General features: G+C 63.5%; 20 protein-coding genes and 1 tRNA gene. 6 read left to right on the forward strand and 15 right to left on the reverse strand.

What is annotated here, in order from left to right; all coding sequences use genetic code 11:
- Positions 1 to 210: 210 nt before the first annotated feature.
- Together cheR and DBY63_RS02550 are read right to left on the reverse strand one after the other, a co-directional pair.
- The gene (cheR, locus tag DBY63_RS02545) at positions 211 to 1038 is read right to left on the reverse strand and encodes a protein-glutamate O-methyltransferase CheR (RefSeq protein WP_027598036.1); all 828 of its coding nucleotides are present in this window, start codon (positions 1036 to 1038) and stop codon (positions 211 to 213) included.
- Positions 1039 to 1080: 42 nt separating this feature from the next.
- Complete coding sequence (locus DBY63_RS02550) at positions 1081 to 2013, reverse strand: chemotaxis protein CheV (protein WP_007160449.1); 933 nt, start codon at positions 2011 to 2013, stop codon at positions 1081 to 1083.
- A gap of 233 nt (positions 2014 to 2246) precedes the next feature.
- Between DBY63_RS02550 and flgA the strand changes: the two genes are divergently transcribed.
- The 4 genes from flgA to DBY63_RS02570 all read left to right on the forward strand — a co-directional run bounded on the left by flgA (position 2247) and on the right by DBY63_RS02570 (position 4660).
- Positions 2247 to 2840, forward strand: coding sequence for a flagellar basal body P-ring formation chaperone FlgA (gene flgA, locus DBY63_RS02555; protein ID WP_255211779.1), 594 nt, complete (start codon positions 2247 to 2249; stop codon positions 2838 to 2840).
- A 160-nt stretch (positions 2841 to 3000) separates the two neighbouring features.
- A complete protein-coding gene (gene flgM, locus DBY63_RS02560; protein WP_027598038.1) occupies positions 3001 to 3309 on the forward strand; it encodes a flagellar biosynthesis anti-sigma factor FlgM in 309 nt (102 codons plus the stop codon).
- Positions 3310 to 3369: 60 nt separating this feature from the next.
- Complete coding sequence (locus tag DBY63_RS02565) at positions 3370 to 3837, forward strand: flagellar protein FlgN (RefSeq protein WP_027601638.1); 468 nt, start codon at positions 3370 to 3372, stop codon at positions 3835 to 3837.
- An 88-nt stretch (positions 3838 to 3925) separates the two neighbouring features.
- Complete coding sequence (locus DBY63_RS02570) at positions 3926 to 4660, forward strand: flagellar brake protein (RefSeq protein WP_027601637.1); 735 nt, start codon at positions 3926 to 3928, stop codon at positions 4658 to 4660.
- A gap of 42 nt (positions 4661 to 4702) precedes the next feature.
- Here the strand turns inward: DBY63_RS02570 and DBY63_RS02575 are convergent, their stop codons facing one another.
- The 9 genes from DBY63_RS02575 to DBY63_RS02615 all read right to left on the reverse strand — a co-directional run bounded on the left by DBY63_RS02575 (position 4703) and on the right by DBY63_RS02615 (position 13013).
- Complete coding sequence (locus DBY63_RS02575; RefSeq protein WP_027601636.1) at positions 4703 to 6058, reverse strand: MFS transporter; 1356 nt, start codon at positions 6056 to 6058, stop codon at positions 4703 to 4705.
- A gap of 44 nt (positions 6059 to 6102) precedes the next feature.
- Positions 6103 to 6951, reverse strand: a complete 849-nt coding sequence (locus tag DBY63_RS02580; RefSeq protein ID WP_108581193.1) for a glycosyltransferase family 2 protein — start codon at positions 6949 to 6951, stop codon at positions 6103 to 6105.
- Positions 6952 to 6964: 13 nt separating this feature from the next.
- A complete protein-coding gene (locus DBY63_RS02585) occupies positions 6965 to 7321 on the reverse strand; it encodes an SMR family transporter (protein WP_007160456.1) in 357 nt (118 codons plus the stop codon).
- Entirely contained in the window at positions 7318 to 8151 is an 834-nt protein-coding gene (locus DBY63_RS02590) for a sugar phosphate isomerase/epimerase family protein (RefSeq protein ID WP_108581194.1), read from the reverse strand. The genes DBY63_RS02585 and DBY63_RS02590 overlap by 4 nt, the downstream gene beginning before the upstream one ends.
- The gene (locus tag DBY63_RS02595; RefSeq protein WP_037007070.1) at positions 8151 to 8939 is read right to left on the reverse strand and encodes an NAD(P)-dependent oxidoreductase; all 789 of its coding nucleotides are present in this window, start codon (positions 8937 to 8939) and stop codon (positions 8151 to 8153) included. The genes DBY63_RS02590 and DBY63_RS02595 overlap by 1 nt, the downstream gene beginning before the upstream one ends.
- Positions 8940 to 8944: 5 nt before the next feature.
- Positions 8945 to 10576, reverse strand: a complete 1632-nt coding sequence (locus DBY63_RS02600) for a hypothetical protein (protein WP_256594336.1) — start codon at positions 10574 to 10576, stop codon at positions 8945 to 8947.
- Complete coding sequence (locus DBY63_RS02605) at positions 10557 to 11663, reverse strand: FAD-dependent oxidoreductase (protein ID WP_108581196.1); 1107 nt, start codon at positions 11661 to 11663, stop codon at positions 10557 to 10559. Before DBY63_RS02605 ends, DBY63_RS02600 begins: the two co-directional genes overlap by 20 nt.
- A 5-nt stretch (positions 11664 to 11668) precedes the next feature.
- The gene (locus DBY63_RS02610) at positions 11669 to 12691 is read right to left on the reverse strand and encodes a glycosyltransferase (protein ID WP_027598048.1); all 1023 of its coding nucleotides are present in this window, start codon (positions 12689 to 12691) and stop codon (positions 11669 to 11671) included.
- 245 nt (positions 12692 to 12936) lie between these two features.
- Positions 12937 to 13013, reverse strand: a tRNA-Arg gene (locus tag DBY63_RS02615).
- A gap of 259 nt (positions 13014 to 13272) precedes the next feature.
- On the opposite strand from DBY63_RS02615, the gene DBY63_RS02620 reads away from it, so the two are divergent.
- Entirely contained in the window at positions 13273 to 13587 is a 315-nt protein-coding gene (locus tag DBY63_RS02620) for an Arc family DNA-binding protein (RefSeq protein WP_007160462.1), read from the forward strand.
- A gap of 51 nt (positions 13588 to 13638) precedes the next feature.
- On the opposite strand, the gene mgtE is transcribed toward DBY63_RS02620, so the two are convergent.
- On the reverse strand, positions 13639 to 15075 hold the full coding sequence (gene mgtE, locus DBY63_RS02625) for a magnesium transporter (RefSeq protein WP_027598049.1): 1437 nt from the start codon (positions 15073 to 15075) through the stop codon (positions 13639 to 13641).
- Between the two features lie 297 nt (positions 15076 to 15372).
- Between mgtE and DBY63_RS02630 the strand changes: the two genes are divergently transcribed.
- On the forward strand, positions 15373 to 15849 hold the full coding sequence (locus DBY63_RS02630) for a DUF4124 domain-containing protein (protein WP_027601632.1): 477 nt from the start codon (positions 15373 to 15375) through the stop codon (positions 15847 to 15849).
- A 24-nt stretch (positions 15850 to 15873) separates the two neighbouring features.
- Here the strand turns inward: DBY63_RS02630 and pheA are convergent, their stop codons facing one another.
- The 3 genes from pheA to gyrA are packed head-to-tail and all read right to left on the reverse strand — an operon-like array spanning position 15874 to position 20887.
- The gene (gene pheA, locus DBY63_RS02635) at positions 15874 to 16971 is read right to left on the reverse strand and encodes a prephenate dehydratase (protein WP_169853341.1); all 1098 of its coding nucleotides are present in this window, start codon (positions 16969 to 16971) and stop codon (positions 15874 to 15876) included.
- Positions 16971 to 18056, reverse strand: coding sequence for a 3-phosphoserine/phosphohydroxythreonine transaminase (gene serC, locus DBY63_RS02640; protein WP_007160466.1), 1086 nt, complete (start codon positions 18054 to 18056; stop codon positions 16971 to 16973). Before serC ends, pheA begins: the two co-directional genes overlap by 1 nt.
- Positions 18056 to 20887 carry a DNA gyrase subunit A gene (gene gyrA, locus DBY63_RS02645; protein ID WP_108581197.1) on the reverse strand — a complete coding sequence of 944 codons (2832 nt, stop codon included), beginning with the start codon at positions 20885 to 20887 and terminating at the stop codon, positions 18056 to 18058. The genes serC and gyrA overlap by 1 nt, the downstream gene beginning before the upstream one ends.
- Between the last annotated feature and the right edge of the window lie 120 nt (positions 20888 to 21007).

Raw genomic sequence — 21007 nt, forward strand, 5'->3', positions numbered from 1 at the left:
TTGACGTGGCTTGCAAGCGATTTAGCAAGGCCCGTGCCAGTCTCCAGCATCCATCTAAATCAAGGGCTTAGCGCAAGGTGGCAGTCAGAACGACGGCAAGCGGCAAGGTTTTTCCGCCGTCCTTGCCGGGCCCCGAGGCCGGGGCGGCAAAACTTTGGCGCAAAAGAAAGGGCAGACCTGGGTCTGCCCTTGGGGTGTCCATCGACCGGCCTACTTGGCCTTGTAGATGATGCCCGGATTGCACTGCACCATCTGATAGAGATCCGGCAGGCCATTGAGGGCCTCGGAGGCGCCCAGGAACAGATAGCCGCCCGGTTTGAGGGTGCCGTGGATGCGCGTGAGGATGTCCTTCTTCACCTCGGCGGAAAAGTAGATCAGCACGTTGCGGCAGAACACCATGTCGAACTTGCCGAGGCTGGCATAGCTGTCCAGCAGATTCAGCGCACGGAATTCGATGCGGCTGCGAATCGCCGGTTTGACCGCCCAGCGCCCCGGCTGCTGCACGTCGAAGTAGCGCTGCAGGCGCTCCTGGGACAGCCCCCGACCGATCGCCAGCGAATCGTATTCGCCGGACTTGGCCGCGGTGAGAATGGCGCCGGACAGGTCGGTCGCCACGATCTGCATGCCGCCACGCCCCTGCCCTGCCGCACTGCGCTCGAATTCGTCCATGGTCATGGACAGCGAATAGGGTTCCTGACCCGAGGAGCAGGCCGCCGACCAGACCCGCAGGCGCTGGCCGAAGGTGTTCTTGGTCAACTCCGGCAAGAGGCGGTTCTTGAGCACCTCGAAGGGATAGGTGTCGCGAAACCACAGGGTTTCGTTGGTCGTCATCGCATCGATGACCTTTTCCCGCAACCCGCCACGGGGCTGCATCTGGATGCGCTGCACCAACTCCGACAACGTCTTGATCCCTTCGGTCTCCATCAGCTTGTTGAGCCGACTGGAGACGAGGTACTGCTTGTTGTCACCGAGCAGGATCCCGCTGGATTTCTCGAGGAAATCACGAAAAAGCACAAAATCCGCGTTGACTGCTGACACTGCCGCTCCGCCTTCTGGATACCGGGATAGAGACGCCTTCACCTAGTGACTGTCGACCGCGTTGATGCGCTCGGCTACCCGGGAGGCAAGATCATCGGGGCGGAACTTGGCCAGGAAGTCGTCCGCACCGACCTTCTTGACCATCGCCTGGTTGAAGACGCCGGACAAGGAGGTATGCAGCAGTATATGCACTTTCTGCATCCGCGAATCATGACGGATTTCCGCCGTCAGGGTGTAGCCATCCATTTCCGGCATCTCGATGTCGGAAATGATCATCAGCAATTCCTCTTCCGGGCGCTTGCCTTCGGCCACCATGGCCTGGAGGTAATTCAGGGCCTGGCGGCCGTCGTTGAGGGAGATGACCTCTACCCCTACGGTTTCCAGGCAGCGACTCACCTGCTTGCGGGCCACCGAGGAGTCGTCGACGATCAGGACGCGCTTGGTGACGGCCTTGGCCTGTACCACTTCGCTGATGACGCCGGCCGACACGGTTTCGACGGACGGTGCGACTTCGGACAGGATCTTTTCCACGTCGATGATCTCGACGAGCTGGTTGTCGACCCGGGTGACGGCGGTCAGGTAGTGATCACGACCGGTGCCCTTGGGCGGCGGGTTGATGCCTTCCCAGTTCATGTTGACGATCCGTTCCACCGAGCGCACCAGGAAGCCCTGCACCTTGGTGTTGTACTCGGTGATGATCACGAAGCAGTTGTTGATGTCTTCCAGCCCACGGCGACCGGTGGCCATGGCCAGGTCGATGATGGGAAAGGTGCCGCCGCGAATGCTGGCCACGCCCCGTACCACCGGACTCGATTTCGGCATCACGGTGAGTTTGGGGCACTGCAGCACCTCCTTCACCTTGAAGACGTTGATGCCATAGAGCTGCGAGCCGTCCAGGCGGAACAGCAGCAGTTCCAGACGGTTCTGGCCCACCAGTTGGGTACGTTGGTTGACTGCGTCCAATACACCAGCCATTTGGCGACTCCTCTCGTTGCCACGGACCGGTTGGAAAACTCGGCACAGGGCTTGCTTAGATGTGACTCATGAAGATCGAAGCGACGTGTTTCCGACCTATGAAGACTTCTTGCCGCTGGGCTGCGAATCTTGTGCTGATCCTGACATGCCTGGGCGGAAAGGCCTATGCAGAAGGCGACTACACCTCATCTGACGAACTTATCGGCGCCGTCGAAAGTTTTCTTGAGGAGCGCGTGCAGGAATATTTGCTGGAGACCCATTCCAACGCGCGCCATGAAACCCAGATCAACTCGCTGGATTCCCGCCTGCGGCTGGCCGCCTGCGACAAACCCCTGACGCTGTCGCAGCAGGGCAACCCGACCCCGGTGGGTCGGATAAACGTCAAGGTACGCTGCGAAGGCGCTAGTCCCTGGACGGTATTCGTGCCCGCGCAGGTCAAGCTGTATCGCCCGGTGGTGGTCACGCTGCAGCCCCTGTTGCGTGGCGCGGTGCTGGACAGCCAGAACGTGGCGCTGGTGGAGCGTGATGTCGGCACCCTGACCCAGGGCTACCTGACCAGCCTGGAACAGGTGATAGGCACCCAGCTGAAGCGTCAGGTGGTCAGTGAGCAGGTCCTGGCGCCGTCCTTTATCGAGCAGGCCGAACTCATTCGCAAGGGCGAGCAGGTGGTCATCAATGCCCGCAGCGCCTCCTTCAGCATCCGCATGCAGGGCGAGGCCCTCAGCGCCGGCGCCAAGGACGAGGAGATCCGCGTACGCAACCTCAGCTCCAACCGGGTAATTCACGGTCGGGTCGTCGATCAGGGCCAGGTGGAGGTAGCCCTTTAGCGCAAGAGCCAAAAGAGGTACCTTGAACGTCCGCTTCCTGAACCTCTGCGCGTCATCCTGTCGAAGGATGTGACGGGGCGCACAGGTCTACGGCTAAAGTTTCGGCATTGCACGCCGATAAGCCGGACATGCGAACGAGACGACACGAGGATCTCCACTCATGGCTCTAGATATCAATCGCCTGAATTCGTCCTCTACTGCGGGCATAGGCAATACCAAGGCGGCGTCAACCAAGGACGTGTCCGCGGCTCAGACCAGCGACGTCAAGGCTACCCAGAGCACCGCCTCCGGCGAGTCGGTCAGCTTGAGCGCTGAAGCCAAGCAACTGAGCTCCCTGACGGCAGGGCTCAAGGATCTGCCGGTGGTCGACAGCGACAAGGTCAGCCGCCTGAAACAGGCCATCGCCGATGGCTCCTACAAGGTCGACAGCCAGAAAGTGGCCGACAAACTGATGGCGTTCGAGTCCTGACGCCCGGTTCGGCACGGCCTTTCTGACGATCGTCTCTAACGTTCGAAAGGAAACCGTGCCATGCCCAATGCCACCTTGCTCGAAATCACCCGCCACGACATCGACCTGAGCGAGCAACTGCTGGCCCTGATCGAGCAGGAATTCCAGGCATTGAGCGAGCGTCAGCTCGATCGGCTGGAAGCCCTGCTGGGCACCAAGCAGATCCTGCTCAAGCAGCTCGACCAGCATGCCCAGCAGCGCACTGCCCTGCTCCAGGCCCACGGTCTGCGCGCGGATCTGCAGGGCTTGCAAGCCCTGGCTGCGCGGCTACCCGATGGGGAAGAACTGCTGGCGCTTTCCAGTCGGCTCGCGCAGCTCATGGAGCAGTGCAAGGCGCACAACGTCCGCAATGGCCAGATCATCCAGGCCAACCGCTTCGTGGTCGGCAAGCTGCTGAACGTGCTGCAGGGCACCTCGGCACCCACGCTGTACAACCGCCGCGGCAGCCAGACCGGTGGCGGTTATCAGCGTCCGCTGAGTTCGGCTTGAGCTCGAAGCTTTTCCCCCAACGCGTTTTTGCTGTACAGATGGCAGCTAGCCAGTATTCTTGCTGACCGCTGTTTACAGGAGTTTCCAGGTGCAAGGTTCTTCCGCTAGCGACAACGCCGCTCAGCCACCCCAGATCTATCGCTCCAAGGGCGAGATCCTGGCCTGCCTGCGGCCGGCGCAACAGCAGCACATTCCGCTGCGGATCACCTTCAATCGTCAGGGGCAGCAATTCCAGAGCTTCGTCGTCGAAATCGACGAAGCCAAGGGACTGATCGCGCTGGACGAGTTCATCCCACGCGAAGCCGAACGCCTGCTCGAACAGGGCCAGGCGTTTCGGGTGGACAGCTTCCACGAAGGCATCAAGGTCACCTGGCAGATCGATCGCCCGGTCGAGTTCAGCGAACTGGACGGCAATCGCTGCTATTGGATCGGCCTGCCCACTGAGCTCACCTATCACCAGCGGCGCAATGCCTATCGGGTCAAGCTGCTGCTGACCCAGCCGGCGACGGCCGAGTTGAGCCAGGGCAATAGCCAGATCCAGCTGCGTGGTCAACTGATCGACCTGTCGGCCACGGGCTGCAAGCTACGCTTTCCCGGCAACGTGACCCACTTGCTGCAACCCGGGCAGCGGGTCCAGAGCTTTACCGCCGAGTTGCCCATAGGCGCCATCAACACGCCGGTGACCATCCGCCACGTCGCCTGTCCGGACCGCCTGGAATACAGCGACGTGGGCGTCTGCTTCGACAACCTCAGTGGCGCAGCCCAGCGCCAGGTCGAGCGCTTCATCTACCAGCTGCAGCGAGAAAATCGCCGGTTCGAGTGACCGATCGGGCGCCCACGGCTGCTGGGCGCCCTCCTCCAACTCTCAGGTCGCCTTGGATTCAGGCGGATTCTGGGGAAACTCGATCTCTTCCTGCAGAGGTGCCCCCTCCTCGGCGGGTTCCTCCTCCACGACCGGTTCAGTATGCATCTGGTCGTGTACCACCTGGCTATCGACCCGTGGATCCAGCGCGGCCGCCAGCGGCGAACTGGTCGACCCTTCGGGCATCTGCACATGGCTCAGCGGCGCCTCGTCGACCAGGTGCTTGCCGGTGACTGCATCCGGCCGGATGCGCCAGATCAGGATCGCCCCGCAGAGGACGACGAAGGCATAGAGCATATTGGGTCCGACCAGATTCATCAGCGCCCCCACCACCAGCGGACCGATACAGGCACCGATGCCAAAGGTCACCAGCAGCATGGCACTCAAGGAGACCCGGCGCTCCCCTTCGATATGGTCATTGGACAGCGCCACCGCCAGCGGATACAGCACGAACTGCAGCAGGCTGGCGATGAGGCCGAGGGGTAGCAGCACCACTGGCGGCACATGGGGCAGCACGGCCAACGGCAGGGCGGCGAGAGTCAGGGCGATGGCGACCACGCGGATCAGCCAGCTGCGATCGTGCCGATCCGAAAGCCAGCCGATCGGCCACTGGGCGATCAGACCGGCGAAGATGCAGCAGGCCATGAACAGGCCGATGCGCTCGGTGGGCAGGCCCTGGGCGCTGGCATAGAGCGGCGCCAGGCCATAGAAGGAGCCGATCACCAGTCCAGCGACCAGGGTCGTCGTCAACGACTGCGGAATCCGCTGGATGAAGAACGTGGGCTCCAGCGGCGCCGGCTTGAGCGGCGCCGGGTGGATCTTGCCGGTGACAGCTACTGGCACCAGGCACAGGGCATAGCAGATGGCGACCAGCATCAGCTTGTCGACGCCGAGATCGGGCGAGAGCACCAGCACCACCTGCCCCAGCGCCAGGCCAAGGTAGGAGGCGGTCATGTAGCCGGAAAACACCTTGCCCCGCTCGCCAGGGCCAGCCTGCTCGTTGAGCCAGCTTTCCAGCACCATGTACTGGCACATCATCCCCATGCCGATCAGTACCCTGAGCGCCAGCCACACCGGCAACCAGGGCAGGAGGCCGATGCCCAGCACTGCGGCGCCGACCACTCCGGCGCAGGTCACATAGGCGCGGATATGGCCAACCTTGGCGATCAGCCGATGCCCCAGCTTGCCGCCTATCACCAGTCCCGCGTAATAGGCTGCGGTCAGAGCGCCGACCCAGAGTCCCTGCACCTGATCGGCGGCCAGTCGCAGGCCGAGATAGGTACTCAGCAGACCGGTCCCGATCAACATCAACAGCGTCGCGAAATAGAGCCCGCGAAACGCCGACAGCACACGCACCATTGCCTACTCCATCGTCTCTTGCGCATCAGGCGAGCGCGACGGGATCAGCTTCGTCGTTGCGCTGCCAACTGGGCATCCTCGCCCAGGCGTGGGTTGTAGTAGCCTGCACAGGCCTTCATCAGTACCTGCAACACCGACAGATTACCTCTGACGCTGCTGATCTTGGTGGGTACCTCGCCCTTCGGATAGCGCCGCACGGTGGGGAGTTCCACGCAGCGATAGCCCAATTTCGGTACCCGGTAAGACAGATAGGCCAGCAACTCGTAGGTGGTGAACTCGTCGCGGAACGGTGCCACGCGCGGATCCAGCAGCATGGCCCGGCTGTAGGCGCGGAAACCCTGGGTGGTGTCGGTCCAGTGGAAACCCGAGGCCAGGCTCAGCATGGGTGCATGGATGAAGCGAATGGCGAAGTCACGGGACTTGGGGGTGTTCTCCGCCACGCCGCCGGCCAGAAAGCGCGAGGCCTGGACGAAATCGTAACCCTGCTCGATGGCTTCGATGAAGCGCGGGATGGCGTCCGGATCGTCCTTGTCGTTGCCGTCGATGGTCACGATGCCGGTGTAACCCTCGTCGAGGACGAAGGCATAGGCGCAGCGCAGCTGGGCGCTCAGCTTGCCCGGCGCGGTCTTGACCAGCAGCCCGCGGACGCCCAGTTCCTGCAGCCGTTGCGGCTCCAGCGAGCCATCGGTGCTGCCGCCGTCGACGATGATGACATCGGCGATGTCGGCGATCCTGACCGCCGCCATGCGCCGCAGGAGATTGAGAATGCGCTCGCCTTCGTTGATGACCGGAATCACCACGCAGTGCGGGCGGCTACGGCCGTTCCAGAAGGTCGTCGAATAGCTGGGCACCTGCCAGAGGGCGCGCTCGGTCGCGGGAATTGCAGTAGTCATAGGTCCTCCAAGTTCAACCGACACGGGCCGTGATGAGGGCGACGCCGGCGATGATCAGGACGATGCCTGCCGCCGTGGTCCAGGGAAAGGCTTCGCGAAAGATCACCACCGACAGCAGTGCGACGCTGGCGATGGCCCCGGCCGTCAGCACCGGATGCGCCACGTTCAGTGGCAGCTTGGCGAGGGCGGCGGCGTACAGCAGAAAGGCCAGGCCATACATGAACAGCCCCAGCCAGAACGGCCAGTTGGCCAGGGCGCCCATGGGATCGCTCAGGCTGGGAAAACGCCGCGGCGGCAGCATGGCCAGTTTCACCAGCACGCTGGCCGAGGCGTTGGACGCGATGCCCAGGATCAGGATCAGCCACTTCATGCGGCAGCCTCCGGCAGGTCTCGATAGGCCTTGACCGCGACCTGGACGCCACGCTCCAGCGCGGCCAGGTTGGAGCCCTGCTTGGCCGGCAGCATCTCGATGCTGACGACCTGTTCCGGCAGGCGGCGGGTCAGGGCGAAGGCGATGCCCTCGTGGTTGGTACCGCCCTCCCCCAAGGTCACCAGGTCCGGCTCGCTGGCATGGACGTGACCGATCAGCTCCGCATGCTCTTCGAGCACGCGAGCGGCATCTTCCTCGTTGATGGTCAGGGCGCCGGTATCGAGTTGCATGCGGATCGCCGGATGCTCGACCGCCCGCACCACGGCGGCGGTGGAATCGCTGTCGATCATGAAGTTAGCTCCATAGCGGGGCGGATTCGGCTCCAGACAGATCTGCACGCCATGGGTCGCGGCCACATCGCCCAGACGGCGAAAGAAATCCCGTGCCTGTGCCAGGGCCTGGTCGTCACTCAATCCCGAGCGATCGCGATTGCGCGGCGAGCCGAACACCAGGCGCGTCGCACCCAGTCCCTCGGCGACCCGGCAGACGCCCTCCAGCTGCGCCAGCAGCGCACGCTGGATGTCATCGGCGCCAAAGACATTGAGTCCGGTGGTGCCGAACAGCAGGGCCTGCATGCCGGTGATCTCGATGCCACGGGCCTGCCACTGCTGACGCACTGCCTGGATGTCCTGGGCGGTGGCCGTCTTGGGATCGGCGAAGTACTTGCCGGGCGCGATGTCGATGGCATCGACCCGGTATTGCTGCAGGATCTCGGCGACCATGGCGTCATCGGTCGGATCCCAAGCTATATTGGAGATGGCGATGCGCATCACTGACCCTCCGCCTTGATGACCGGAGGTTCCGACTGGGCATAGGCGCGCACGGCCAGCAGGGTATCGCGGGCGCTGTACTGGTAGCCGTCACGGCCGCCGAAGACCTCGGCATGCACGCTGCGAAAATCGTAGCGCGCCGGCGTACCCTCCAGGGTATTGCCGAAGTCGCGTCCGAAGCCCTGGCGGGCGATGTCTGCCACGCTGATGGGCTCGGCGGTCAGGTGCACCAGGTCCAGCCCGGCGGCCTGGGCGGTCTGGATGTCATAGCCGAGATTGACCATCGGATAGAACTGGAAGACACCACGGCTTTCCACCGCGTGCAGGTTGTTGTCGTTGAGCAGGTCGTAGATCACGTTCTTGCGCAGGCCAGGCCCGACCAGGCCCGGCAGGCGGACGATCAGGGCATTGGCGAAATGCTCCCGGACGAACTGCTCCAGTCGATAGCGATTGGCGCCGTAGGCGTGCAGGCCCTCTTCGTCCACCGCGGTGGTCTCATCCACCCCGAGCGGCTGCTTGAAGACGTCCACGGTGCTGATCAGCACGAAGGAATCGCACTGGATCCGCGACAGATGACCGATCAGGCCATCGATCTTCTGGCGATCGGCCTCGGGATCGCGATTGGCGATCCACTTCTGGGCAGGGGCGCCGGCGCAGATGACCTGGCCATAGGGCTGGTCGCCGATCTGATCGATATTGGTGGAGCGAAACAGCGCGCCGAAGGCCTTCTGCTTGAGCAGCGTCGACCCCACGAAGCCGCTGTACCCTATCAATGCGTCGGTCTTCATGTTGCTCACCCCTTGGTCTTGAATCTCAGGCAATAGTCCGGTTGGCACTCCTCGACGGGATAACGCTCGTCCAGGTAGGCCTTGAGTCGTGGAAACTTGTCGTGCATGGAAATGTTGTTCAGGTTGAATGACCAGAAGGTCGTCGAATACACCACCGCCGGCGGATCGGCATGCTGCAGATCGCTGAGCAGATCGGCCTCGTAGGGCGGCGTGGCATAGACCGGATAGATGTACTTGGTACAGGCCGGCAGATCGGTCACGCCATTGATGACGCCGTTGTTGGCCAGATCGAAGACGCAGTGGGCGCCGCTTTCCAGCAGGCGGCGCGATGCCCATTGCACCCCGGGCGTTGCCAGGGCGGCGTCATCCGGCAAGGCGGTCAGCGCCGGTACCCAGGCGAGTCCCTGAGCCCACACCCGCTCCACCGGCGACTTGTAGAGGTTGAAGGCGGCGAGCAGCACCAGTAGCCCTGCCAGGGCCGGCACCAGCAGGCGTCGGCTGAAGGCCAGCAGCGCACCCACCAGCAGCACCGCGAAGAACGGCGAGGGATTAAGTCCGACCAGCCCCAGCAGCACGGCGGCGGCAATGCCCGCAGCAGCCGCGCGCGGATGGGCCGAGATATCCCAGCCACCGTTGCGCGCGAGGCGCTGCCGCCGGGCGGCATAGAGCAAGCTCAGCAGCGGGACCCAAAAGCCCATCTGGATGTGCTGGAAGTCCGCGCGATTGACCCCGATCTTGAAGAAGATCGCGAGCAACACGGCCAGGGCACCGATCAGTGGCAGATCCTCGCTCCAGCGCCATGGCCAGGGCAGACAGCGGATCAAGGCGAAACCCGCCAGGGCCGTGGGCACCGCCAGCAGCAGGCTCAGGGCCAGCGGCCGGGCACTCAAGCCGTAGCCCCACTGGGACGAGGTCTCCAGGAGGAAGGTCAGGTTCTTGACGTAATCGGTCAGGGCGAAGAAATCGGTACCAAAGCCAAGCCAGCCGACGGTCGCCACGAAGCTCAGCAGCGACAGGACATGCCGCCGCTGCAGGAGCAGCGTGAGCAGTACCGCCGAGCCGATGGCCAGCACCCCGGCGATGCCGCGGTCATAGGACCAGAACAGGTTGAAGCCGGCCGCCAGACCCAGCAACACCTCGCACAGCAGTCGCCGCGGCGTGGTCTCCACCTTGCGATGCAGGCAGAAGAGGAACAGCGACAGCAGCAGGAAGAGATCGCGATAGCCCACCACCTGGGTCGCCACGGCGCCCACGGCGACCAGCAGGATCAGGCGCGCGCGGCCCTTGGGCACCGGGCACAGCAACACGGCCGTTCCCCAGAGCAGCAGCGCCGCACCGGTGTTGCACAGCCCATAGAGGATCTGGGTCACCAGGAAGGTGTGCTGGGCGCCGAACCAGGTCTCCGCCAGCCATACCGGGATGAAATCCAGGCCACCATGGATGGTGAAGGCATGGGCACCCGGCTGGCTGTGCAGCAGCGTCGGCAGCGTGGCGAAATACTCCCCCTGGTGAAAGGGGTCGAGGATGACGCCCTTGCCGAACAGAAAGAAATTGATGATGGAAAAGACCAGAACGCTGATGAAGCCGGCGACGCCGGACACCCCCCTGGGTGTCGCTTCAGTGGAAGGGTTCGGCATCGAGGCGCTCCAGGGCATCGAAAATGTTGTCGATCTTGCCGCCCAGCATCGAATAGCAGCCGGGCAGCTGGGGATGTTGTTCGAAGAGGATGGGACGGCCGTCGTCGCCTTCGTTCTTCATCAGAATGGTCTTCACCTCGAACAGCGAATCCCGGTACTCCACCCGCGCCGCAGCCGACATGTAGCGGGCCACGTCACGCACCATCCAGTCCGCCCGCGAGGCGCGGTCATAGCCGTCCAGCAGCGCATAGGGATCGGTGCCATTGGCGTCTTCCCAGTTCAGGTGCGGGGTGTAGCGCACATGGGACAGGGTGTGCAGACCCCGGGCCGGGAACGGCATCATGGAAAAGAACGGCCCGTCCATGACCGTCACCCCGAGGTTGCGCAGTTCCGGAGGCATCTCCACCAGCGCCATCTCGGTGATTTCGTGGCGCAGCCGGGTGGCGGTGCCGGGGAAATCGCCACCGTACTGGTTGAGGCCGCTGTAGGTGCAGTTGAAGAGATAGCGGCACTGCATCTCCTCCTGCCCGCCGGCTTCATCCACCACGTCGACCCCCAGGCCGCCGCTTTCGCCGCGGATCGCCGTCACGCGACTCTTGAAGCGCAACTTGACGCCGACGGCATCCAGTTCGCGACTCACTTCAGCGGCGAGTACGGCGGAGTTGAAGGCATATTCCTCGGTGAGATAAACCGCCTCGATCAGTCGATCGTCGAACAATCGACTTAATTCCTCCGACGCCGGTTGCAGCGATGCCTCGATCCCCTGACAGAAGCGTTCGAACTGTTTGGCCGTGACCTTGGAGTTGTTGCGGGCAATGGCATACAACTTGGTGAAGTCGCGCACCACCACATCGGGATAGTCGCGCAAGAAGCGCGGCAAGTTGACTCGACTGCGAAAGGCCGTGACGAAACTGCGGGGATAGTGATAACCGTTATGGACGCGTGCCTGATTGTGATAAGAGGCGCGCTTCAACAGCCCGTCTTCCCGCTCGACCAGAGTGACTTTCGCAAAGCCTCTCACGCGCATGAGATACAGGGCCGTCATGGCCCCGTAAAATCCGCCACCTATGACAATCGCATCTCTCATGATCGTCAGGCCATGCCGGATTGAGTGGCCGGCCTTGCGGCATTGCCGCCCTGCACTACTTCGACATTGAGCTTGTCACGGCGCGTCATGACCGCACTCGTGAACTCCTGGGCGACATGATAGAGCGGCCCTTCGTTGACTCTGTGGGTCAACTGCAGGACATATTCGCCGAGCACCAGCAGGACCAGCGAAATGAGAAAGAACATGCCGGACTGCTGTAATGAAATCGTCACCCAACCTGGCGCGACGTCATCCTTGAACAGGCCGATGGCGATGACGTAGATCGAATAGAGCAGATTGGACAGGGCCCCGACGATGGACAGGAAACTGACCATGCGCATGGGCTTGCGGGTGGAGGACACCAGCAGCCGGGCACCGCGATCGAAGCTGCCGGACAACCGCTTGGGCTTGGTGCTGCGCGGCGGCATGCTGTATTCGAGATTGATCCGCGAGAAGCCCGCCGTCGCCGGCAGATGGCGATAGGTCAGCGCCGGCGCCGGATGGCGCAGGATGTAATTGATGACCTTCTTGCTGAGCATCCGGTACTGAGGCGCATCCTTGGCCAGATCGACGCCGTTGAACTGCTTGTAGAGACTGTTGAAGCCCTTGGAGCAAAGACTGTAGGACAGGGTCTGCCGAACTTTCTGCTGATTGTTGGCGAACACCACGTCGATGCCACCCGCAGCCTGTTGCAACATGTCGGGCAAGAAGGCGATGTCATCGGTTTCCGGATCTATGACGACCGCGAAGTCTCCCAGCGCATTCTCCAGTCCCACCCAAGCGGCGGTATCGGAGTCCACTTCCTTGGTCAGGGCATATACCTGCAGATTGGGCAGGCCATTGATGCTGGTGAGTTGCTTCAATCGAGCTACGCTGTCATCAGAAGAGGCGTTGTCGACAATGATAAGTTCGTAGTCACTTACCAAGGGACCGATAACAGTTGCCGCGCGCTCCAGGACGCTCTGCAACTCGGTAGCCTGATTACGCACAACGAACACGACTGAAAGTAGGACGGGATAAAAGGCCATGACGCGAACCTCCAGAGGCGCTCCAGATACAAGCAATGCAGACGGTTAGCCAACGGAGAGTACAGATAAATTCGGCAGGTTTTTGTCTGCTGCTCTATGCTGTGATCACAGCCACAAATCGCCACTGGAAGAGCTTGGAAGTCGGACAAGGTCGCCGTTTTTGCCCTATCCTCCAAACTGCTGTAACGGTTCGGCAAGGGCAGTTGAAGGCGTCGGATCGCGAGGAGAGGTTCTGGAAAGGAATCTGGTGTCCCAGAGTGGGGTCGAACCACCAACCTTCCCCTTAGGAGGGGGATGCTCTATCCAATTGAGCTACTGGGACAGGAAAGGGCGCTCATGGTAACGAGCAGCGGAAGGTTTGTCATGTTCCGGTTCAGGCAGCGCGACACTGCGCGCGGGGCGGCACAGACAGGAAGTTCTTCGGCAGCTTTGCAATTTGTTCTGTACGTCGGTAAATTGACGTCAATAAAAACAGATACCTAGGGACAGGTGGTTACAGAGTCCAAGGTGCCGTGAGTGCTAGCGGAACGAGACGAGGGCTTATGCCTTCACTGATTTTTGACTCCAGATGAAGTACCTCAATGACCCAGGCCATTAGATCCTACTCAAGCCGTACCGCTGACAAATTCGTCGTGCGTCTGCCCGAGGGCATGCGAGAGCGCATCGCGGATGTGGCCCGCAACCATCATCGCAGCATGAACTCCGAAATCATCGCGCGTCTCGAGCAGAGCTTGCAGCAAGAGGGCGCCCTTGGGGACGAACCCGGGCTTCGCCTGGACAGTCCGGAGATCACCGCCAGCGAGCGGGAGTTGCTGCAGCGCTTTCGGCAACTGTCGGGTCGCCAGCAGAACGCCCTGATCTCGCTGATCGCCCACGACATCGACGCCGCATCCTGACGGCGTCCGGGCTGCCCTGCGCCTGGGCAGCCCGCTGCACCCTGCCCTGCCCTACATCAGGAACAGGGTGGCGAGTCCCAAGAAGATGAAGAAGCCGCCGCTGTCGGTTACCGCGGTGATCAGGACGCTCGACCCCATGGCCGGGTCGCGACCGAAGCGCTGCAGGGTCATGGGAATCAGCACGCCCATGAACGCCGCCAACAGCAGATTCAGGGTCATGGCCCCCATCATCACCAGGCCCAGGGACCAGCTGCTGTAGAGATAGAAGGCCACCAGCCCTATCACCCCACCCCAGATGACGCCATTGCACAGGGCGACGCCCATCTCCTTGCGCAGCAGGCGCGCGGTGCTGGTCACACTGATCTGCCCCAGCGCCATGGCGCGCACGATCATGGTGATGGCCTGGTTGCCCGAGTTGCCGCCAATGCCGGCGACGATGGGCATGAGCGCGGCCAGGGCCACCAGTTTCTCGATCGAGCCCTCGAACAGGCCGATGACCCGCGAGGCGATGAAGGCCGTGATGAGGTTGGTGGCCAGCCAGGTCCAGCGGTTGCCCACCGATTTCCACACCGAGGCGAAGACGTCTTCGTCTTCGCGCAGACCAGCCATGTTGAGGACTTCGCTTTCGCTTTCCTCGCGGATCAGGTCGACCATCTCGTCGATGGTGAGACGGCCGATCAGCTTGCCGTTCTTGTCCACCACCGGCGCCGAAACCAGGTCGTAGCGTTCGAACGCCTGGGCCGCGTCATAGGCGTCGCCGTCCGGATGGAAGGCCACCGCCTCCTTCGCCATGACCTCGACAACCAGCTTTTCCGGATCGTTGACCAGCAGTCGCTTGATCGGCAGCACCCCCTTGAGAATGCTGTCGTTGTCGACCACGAACAGCTTGTCGGTGTGGTCGGGCAGCTCTTTCAGCCGGCGAAGATAACGCAGCACCACTTCCAGGGCGACGTCATCGCGGATGGTCACCATCTCGAAGTCCATCAGCGCGCCCACCTGGTCCTCTTCGTAGGACAGGGCGGAGCGCACCCGCTCGCGCTGCTGGGCGTCGAGGGCCTCCATCAGTTCATGGACGACGTCGCGCGGCAGGTCCGGCGCCAGGTCGGCGAGTTCGTCGGCGTCGAGCTGACCGGCCACCGCAAGGATTTCCTGATCGTCCATGTCGGCGATCAGCGTCTCGCGGACGGCGTCCGAGACCTCCAGCAGGATCTCGCCGTCACGCTCGGTCTTGACCAGCCCCCAGACGGTCAGGCGGTCTTCCTGCGGCAGGGCTTCGAGGATGAAGGCGACGTCGGCCGGGTGCAGCTCGTCCAGCCGGGCACGCAGCTCTTCGAGGCCCTCTTCGGGGATATCGGCGGGGGATACGGGGGCGCGATCGTGGTCTTCACGCGCCTCGACGGCGAGGTCGTAGCGCTCCAGCAACTCGACGACCTGGGCGAGACGCTCCTGCAGCGTCTCGTGGGGCTTTCTGATTTCTGCTTCGTTCACTACGGTCATAGCGCACTCCGGCCCGCCGGCGGAGCGCACCGACGAACCCTATCTCAACAACGGGACGAAAAAGGCGATTGAGTGTTGACTGGGTAAGTCCATAAGGGGGGATGACCACTGCCCCGGCGGGGCTGACGGCGGGGATGATACACCGGACCGGTTACGGGTGCGAACGCAAAAGGTTTTCAAAACAGCTATTTGCAAGGGCTCTGGGCCGGTATCGAAGCCGCGCTTGCAACGCTCGTCCCGCGGTCGTTAACCCGCTAAGCTTGAGCGCTACGTCAAGGAGGACGTCCCATGAAGAAGCTCGTCGTGCTCGGCCTGTTGCTGGGCTGCGCCTCTGCCCAGGCGGCCACGGTCTATCGTTGCGAAGATGCCGCCGGCCACCTCACCTTTTCCACCAGCGGCTGTGCTTCGGACAGCGACAGCCGCCTGCAACGCGCGGACAATCCCCGCCCGGGCGGCGCCAGGCCCACGCTGATGGCGAAACCCAAGGCCCCTCCGCGCAAGGAGGCGCAACGCCCACCAACAGTGGTGGCAGCCAGAACGGATGGGTGCGGCGATCTACTCAGCCCCAGCGAAAGGCGGCAGGCGATCATCCGGGGACAGGTCAGGGTCGGCATGAGCCGGGCGGACGTGGAGAACGCCCTGGGACCGCCGCAGCGGATTTCCCAACTGGACGCCCTGACTCGCTATCACTACGAGGCGCGCCAGCGCAAGGAACGCTCGCGCCTGGTGACCTTCGATGACCAGGGTTGCGTGCGTCGACGCTGACGCCCGCAACCGGCTGGCACCGCGTCAGAGCACGGCGCGGGGGTAGGAACCGAGGACCTTGAGCGCCACGGCGCTGGTGGACAGGCGCTCCAGCACGTCGCGGATCAGCGGATCGGCCTGGTGGCCGAGGAAATCGATGAAGAAGACATAGGTCCACTTGCCGCTGCGCGAGGGCCGCGTCTCGATCCGGCTGAGGTCGATGTTGTTGGTGTGGAACGGCAGCAGCAGCTCGTGCAGGGCACCCGGCTTGTTCTGCATGGAGACGATGATGGAGGTCTTGTCGTCGCCGCTGGGCGGCACCTCCTGGTTGCCGATGATGAGGAAGCGCGTGGAGTTGTCCGGGCGATCCTCGATCTTCTGCTGCACCGGGGTCAGGCCATAGAGCGAGGCCGCCATGTCGCCGGCGATGGCCGCGCTGTTCCACTCCCCCTTCACCCGCCGCGCCGCTTCGGCATTGCTGGCCACCGCCACCCGCTCGACGCTGGGGTAGTAGGAGTCCAGCCACTTGCGGCACTGGGCCAGCGACTGGGCGTGGGAATAGATGCGGGTGATGCTGTCGGCCTTGGTGTTCTCGCCGATCAGCAGGTGGTGGTGGATGCGCAGCTCCACCTCCCCGCAGATCGAGAGGTTGTGCTCGAGAAAGCTGTCCAGGGTGTGGTTGACCGCCCCTTCGGTGGAGTTCTCCACCGGGACCACGCCGAAGTTGGAGGCGCCGGCGGCGACCTCGCGGAAGACCTCGTCAATGGCCGCCATGGGCCGGGTCACCACGGCCTTGCCGAAGTGCTTGAGCGCCGCGGCCTGGGAGAAGGTGCCTTCCGGGCCGAGATAGGCCACGTGCAGCGGCTCTTCCAGGGCCAGGCAGCAGGACATGATCTCGCGGAACAGTCGCGCCATGTCTTCGTCACGGACCGGACCGCCGTTGCGCTCCATCACCCGCTTGAGCACCTGGGCCTCGCGCTCGGGCCGGTAGAACACGGGCTTTTCGCCCTCCGCCAGCGTTCCCATCTTGACCCGGGCCACGTCCTGGGCGCAGCGGGCACGTTCGCTGATCAGCTCCTGGATGCGTTCGTCCAGACTGTCGATACGCAGGCGCAGGGCCTTGAGCTCGTGTTCGGACATGATCAGCCGTGCTCCTTCTCGAATTCGGCCAGATAGGTCACCAGCGCCTGGACGGCTTCCAGGGTCACGGCGTTATAGATGGAGGCGCGCATGCCACCCACCGAACGATGGCCCTGCAGATACAGCAGGCCGCGCGCTTCGGCGCCCTCGAGGAAGGCCTTGTCGAGGCGCTCGTCCGCCAGGCGGAAGGGCACGTTCATCCAGGAGCGGTCGTTCTTGGCGATGGGGTTGCTGTAGAAGTCGCTGGCGTCGATGAAGCCGTACAGCAGCTCCTTCTTCTGGCGATTCAGGCGCTCCATGGCGGGCAGACCGCCCTGCTCCTTCAGCCACTTGAACACCAGGCCCGACAGGTACCAGGAGAAGGTGGCCGGGGTGTTGTACATGGAGCCGTTGTCGGCCTCGACCTTGTAGTCGAGCAGCGTCGGGCAGGCGGCGCGGGCGCGACCCAGCAGGTCTTCGCGGACGATCACCACCACCAGGCCGCTGGGCCCGATGTTCTTCTGCGCGCCGGCGTAGATCAGCCCGAAACGCGAGACGTCCAGCGGGCGCGAGAGGATGTCGGAAGAGGCATCCGCCACCAGGGGTACGTCACCTACGTCCGGAATCCAGTCGAACTCCAGACCGCCGATGGTTTCGTTGGGGGTGTAGTGGACGTAGGCGGCGTCCTTGGACAGCTGCCATTCGTGCTGCCCCGGAATGGCGAAGTAATCGTAGCCCTTGGAACTGGCGGCGACGTTGACGGTGCCATAGTGCCGCGCCTGCTCGATGGCCTTGCGCGACCAGATGCCGGTGTCGATGTAGTCGGCCTTGCCGCCCTCGGGCATCAGGTTCATCGCCAGCTGGGCGAATTGCAGACTGGCGCCGCCCTGCAGGAACAGCACCTTGTAGTTGCTGGGGATGGCCAGCAACTCGCGCAGGTCGGCCTCGGCCTGGTTCGAGATGGCGGTGAAGTCTTCACCGCGGTGGCTCATCTCCATCACCGACAGGCCACGGCCCTGCCAATCCAGCAGATCGGCCTGGGCCTGGCGCAGCACAGCTTCAGGCAGGGCCGCCGGGCCGGCGCAGAAGTTGTAGGCACGCTTGCTCATCACTCGTCATCCTCGTTGGGCAGATCATCGCTCGGCACGTCGCTGGCACCGGGCAGCACATCGTCCTGGTCGGGTTCGTGGCTGTCGACCGGCAATTCCTTGTCGAGCACCTCGTCGTCGAGCTCGGCTTCGTGATCCAGCAGCTCTTCGTCCACCGAAGGCTCCTGCACCCGCTCCAGGCCCACCAGCTTCTCGCCCTTGCCGAGCTTGATGAGGGTGACGCCCTGGGTGTTGCGGCCGGTACGGGAGATGCCCTCGACCGGCGTCCGCACCAGGGTGCCCTGGTCGGAGATCAGCATGATCTCCTCGCCGTCCAGCACCTGGATGGCGCCGATCAGGGGGCCGTTGCGCTCGTTGATGACCATGGCGATCACGCCCTGGCCGCCACGACCACGCTGCGGGTATTCGGCCATGGCGGTGCGCTTGCCGAAGCCGTTGAGGCTGGCGGTGAGGATCTCGGCGCCCGGCTCGGGGATCAGCATGGAGATCAGCCGCTGGTTCTCGGCCAGACGCATGCCCCGCACGCCGCGGGCGGTACGGCCCATGGTGCGCACATGGCGTTCCTTGAAGCGGATGACCTTGCCACCGTCGGAGAACAGCATGACCTCGCGGGCCCCATCGGTGATGGCGGCGGCGATCAGGCTGTCGCCCTCTTCCAGCTTCAGCGCGATCAGGCCGTTGCTGCGCGGACGGCTGAACTGCACCAGCGGGGTCTTCTTCACGGTGCCGTTGCGGGTGGCCATGAAGATGTAGGCGCCGGTGGGCTCGTCCTGGTCGGCATCGAGGAGTTCGCCCTCTTCGCCTTCGCTTTCGACATCGTCTTCCACCAGCACGGCGTCTTCGATGTCCAGGTTGTCGTCCTGCTCGCCCAGGTCCTCGTCACCGGCCGGCGCCTGCTGACGTATGGCTTCCAGATCGACCGGCAGCATGGCGGTGATGCGCTCGCCTTCGGCCAGCGGCAGCAGGTTGACCAGCGGACGGCCACGGGCGGCGCGGGAGGCCTCGGGGATCTCGTAGGTGCGCTTCCAGTAGACCTTGCCCAGGCTGGAGAACAGCAGCAGGGTGGTATGGCTGTTGGCGACCAGCAGGTGTTCGATGTAGTCCTCTTCCTTGACCGCCGAGGCCGAGCGGCCGCGGCCGCCCCGGCGCTGGGCCTGGTAGGCGTGCAGCGGCTGGGACTTGGCGTAGCCGCCATGGGAGATGGTGACGACGCGGTCTTCCTCGGTGATGAGGTCGGCGATGGTCAGGTCCACCTGGGAGGCGATGATTTCGGTACGACGCTTGTCGCCGAACTCGGCCTTGACCTTCTCCAGCTCCTCGCGGATGACTTCCATCAGCCGCTCGGGATTGGTGAGGATGCGGATCAGCTCGCCGATCTGCTGCAGGATCTCCTGGTACTCGGCGATGAGCTTCTCGTGCTCCAGGCCGGTCAGGCGGTGCAGACGCAGATCCAGGATGGCCTGGGCCTGCTCGGGCGAGAGGTGATACCTGCCCTCGTGCAGACCGTATTGCTCGGGCAGGTCGTCCGGACGGCAGGAGTCGGCGCCGGCGCGCTCGACCATCTCGCGTACCGCGCTGGATTCCCAGGGCGTGGCGATCAGGCGTTCCTTGGCTTCGGCCGGGGTCGGCGAGCTCTTGATCAGCTCGATGACCGGATCGATGTTGGACAGGGCGACCGCCTGGCCTTCGAGGATGTGGCCACGCTCGCGCGCCTTGCGCAGTTCGTAGACGGTGCGCCGGGTTACCACTTCGCGACGGTGGCGAATGAAGGCTTCCAGCAGTTCCTTGAGGTTCAGGGTTCGCGGCTGGCCGTCGAGCAGGGCCACCACGTTGATGCCGAACACCGTCTGCAGCTGGGTCTGGGCGTAGAGGTTGTTGAGCACCACCTCGGGGGTCTCGCCGCGACGCAGCTCGATGACCACGCGCATGCCGTCCTTGTCGGACTCGTCGCGCAGCTCGGTGATGCCTTCGATCTTCTTCTCTTTCACCAGCTCGGCGATCTTCTCGATCAGCCGTGCCTTGTTGAGCTGGTAGGGCAGCTCGGTGATGACGATCTGCTGGCGATTGGCGCTCTTGTCGATGTCCTCGACTTCGGCGCGGGCCCGCACATAGATGCGGCCACGACCGGTGCGATAGGCCTCGATGATGCCGGCGCGACCGTTGATGATGCCCGCGGTCGGGAAGTCCGGACCGGGGATGTACTGCATCAGGTCGTCGACGGTCAGCTCGCTGTTCTCGATCAGCGCCAGGCAGCCATCGATGACCTCGCCGAGGTTGTGCGGCGGGATGTTGGTGGCCATGCCGACCGCGATGCCGCTGGAACCGTTGACCAGCAGGTTGGGGATGCGCGTGGGCATTACCGCCGGGATCTGCTCGGTGCCGTCGTAGTTGGGCACCCAGTCGACGGTTTCCTTGTCCAGGTCGGCCAGCAGTTCGTGGGCGAGCTTGGACATCCGCACTTCGGTGTATCGCATGGCCGCGGCGTTGTCGCCGTCGACCGAACCGAAGTTGCCCTGGCCATCCACCAGCATGTAGCGCAACGAGAAGGGCTGGGCCATCCGCACTATGGTGTCGTAGACGGCGGTGTCGCCGTGGGGGTGGTACTTACCGATGACGTCACCCACCACACGGGCGGATTTCTTGTACGGCTTGTTCCAGTCGTTGCCCAGCTCGCTCATGGCGTAGAGCACGCGCCGGTGCACCGGCTTGAGGCCGTCGCGCACATCCGGCAGGGCCCGGCCGACGATGACGCTCATCGCGTAGTCGAGATACGACTGCCGCAATTCGTCTTCGATATTGACCGGGAGGATTTCTTTGGCCAGTTCACCCATGAGAAGCCTGGTTCCTTCTGATCTGAAAAGCGCTAGGGCTCGTCCGCATGTCGGCCGAGCCTGATATAGGAGAGGCGAAAGCCCGTCTGGCGGCGCCTGCCACCGGCGGCGCGAAGGCGC

The sequence above is a fragment of the Pseudomonas sp. RIT411 genome (assembly GCF_003057735.2).
Taxonomy (GTDB): Bacteria; Pseudomonadota; Gammaproteobacteria; order Pseudomonadales; family Pseudomonadaceae; genus Chryseomonas; species Chryseomonas oryzihabitans.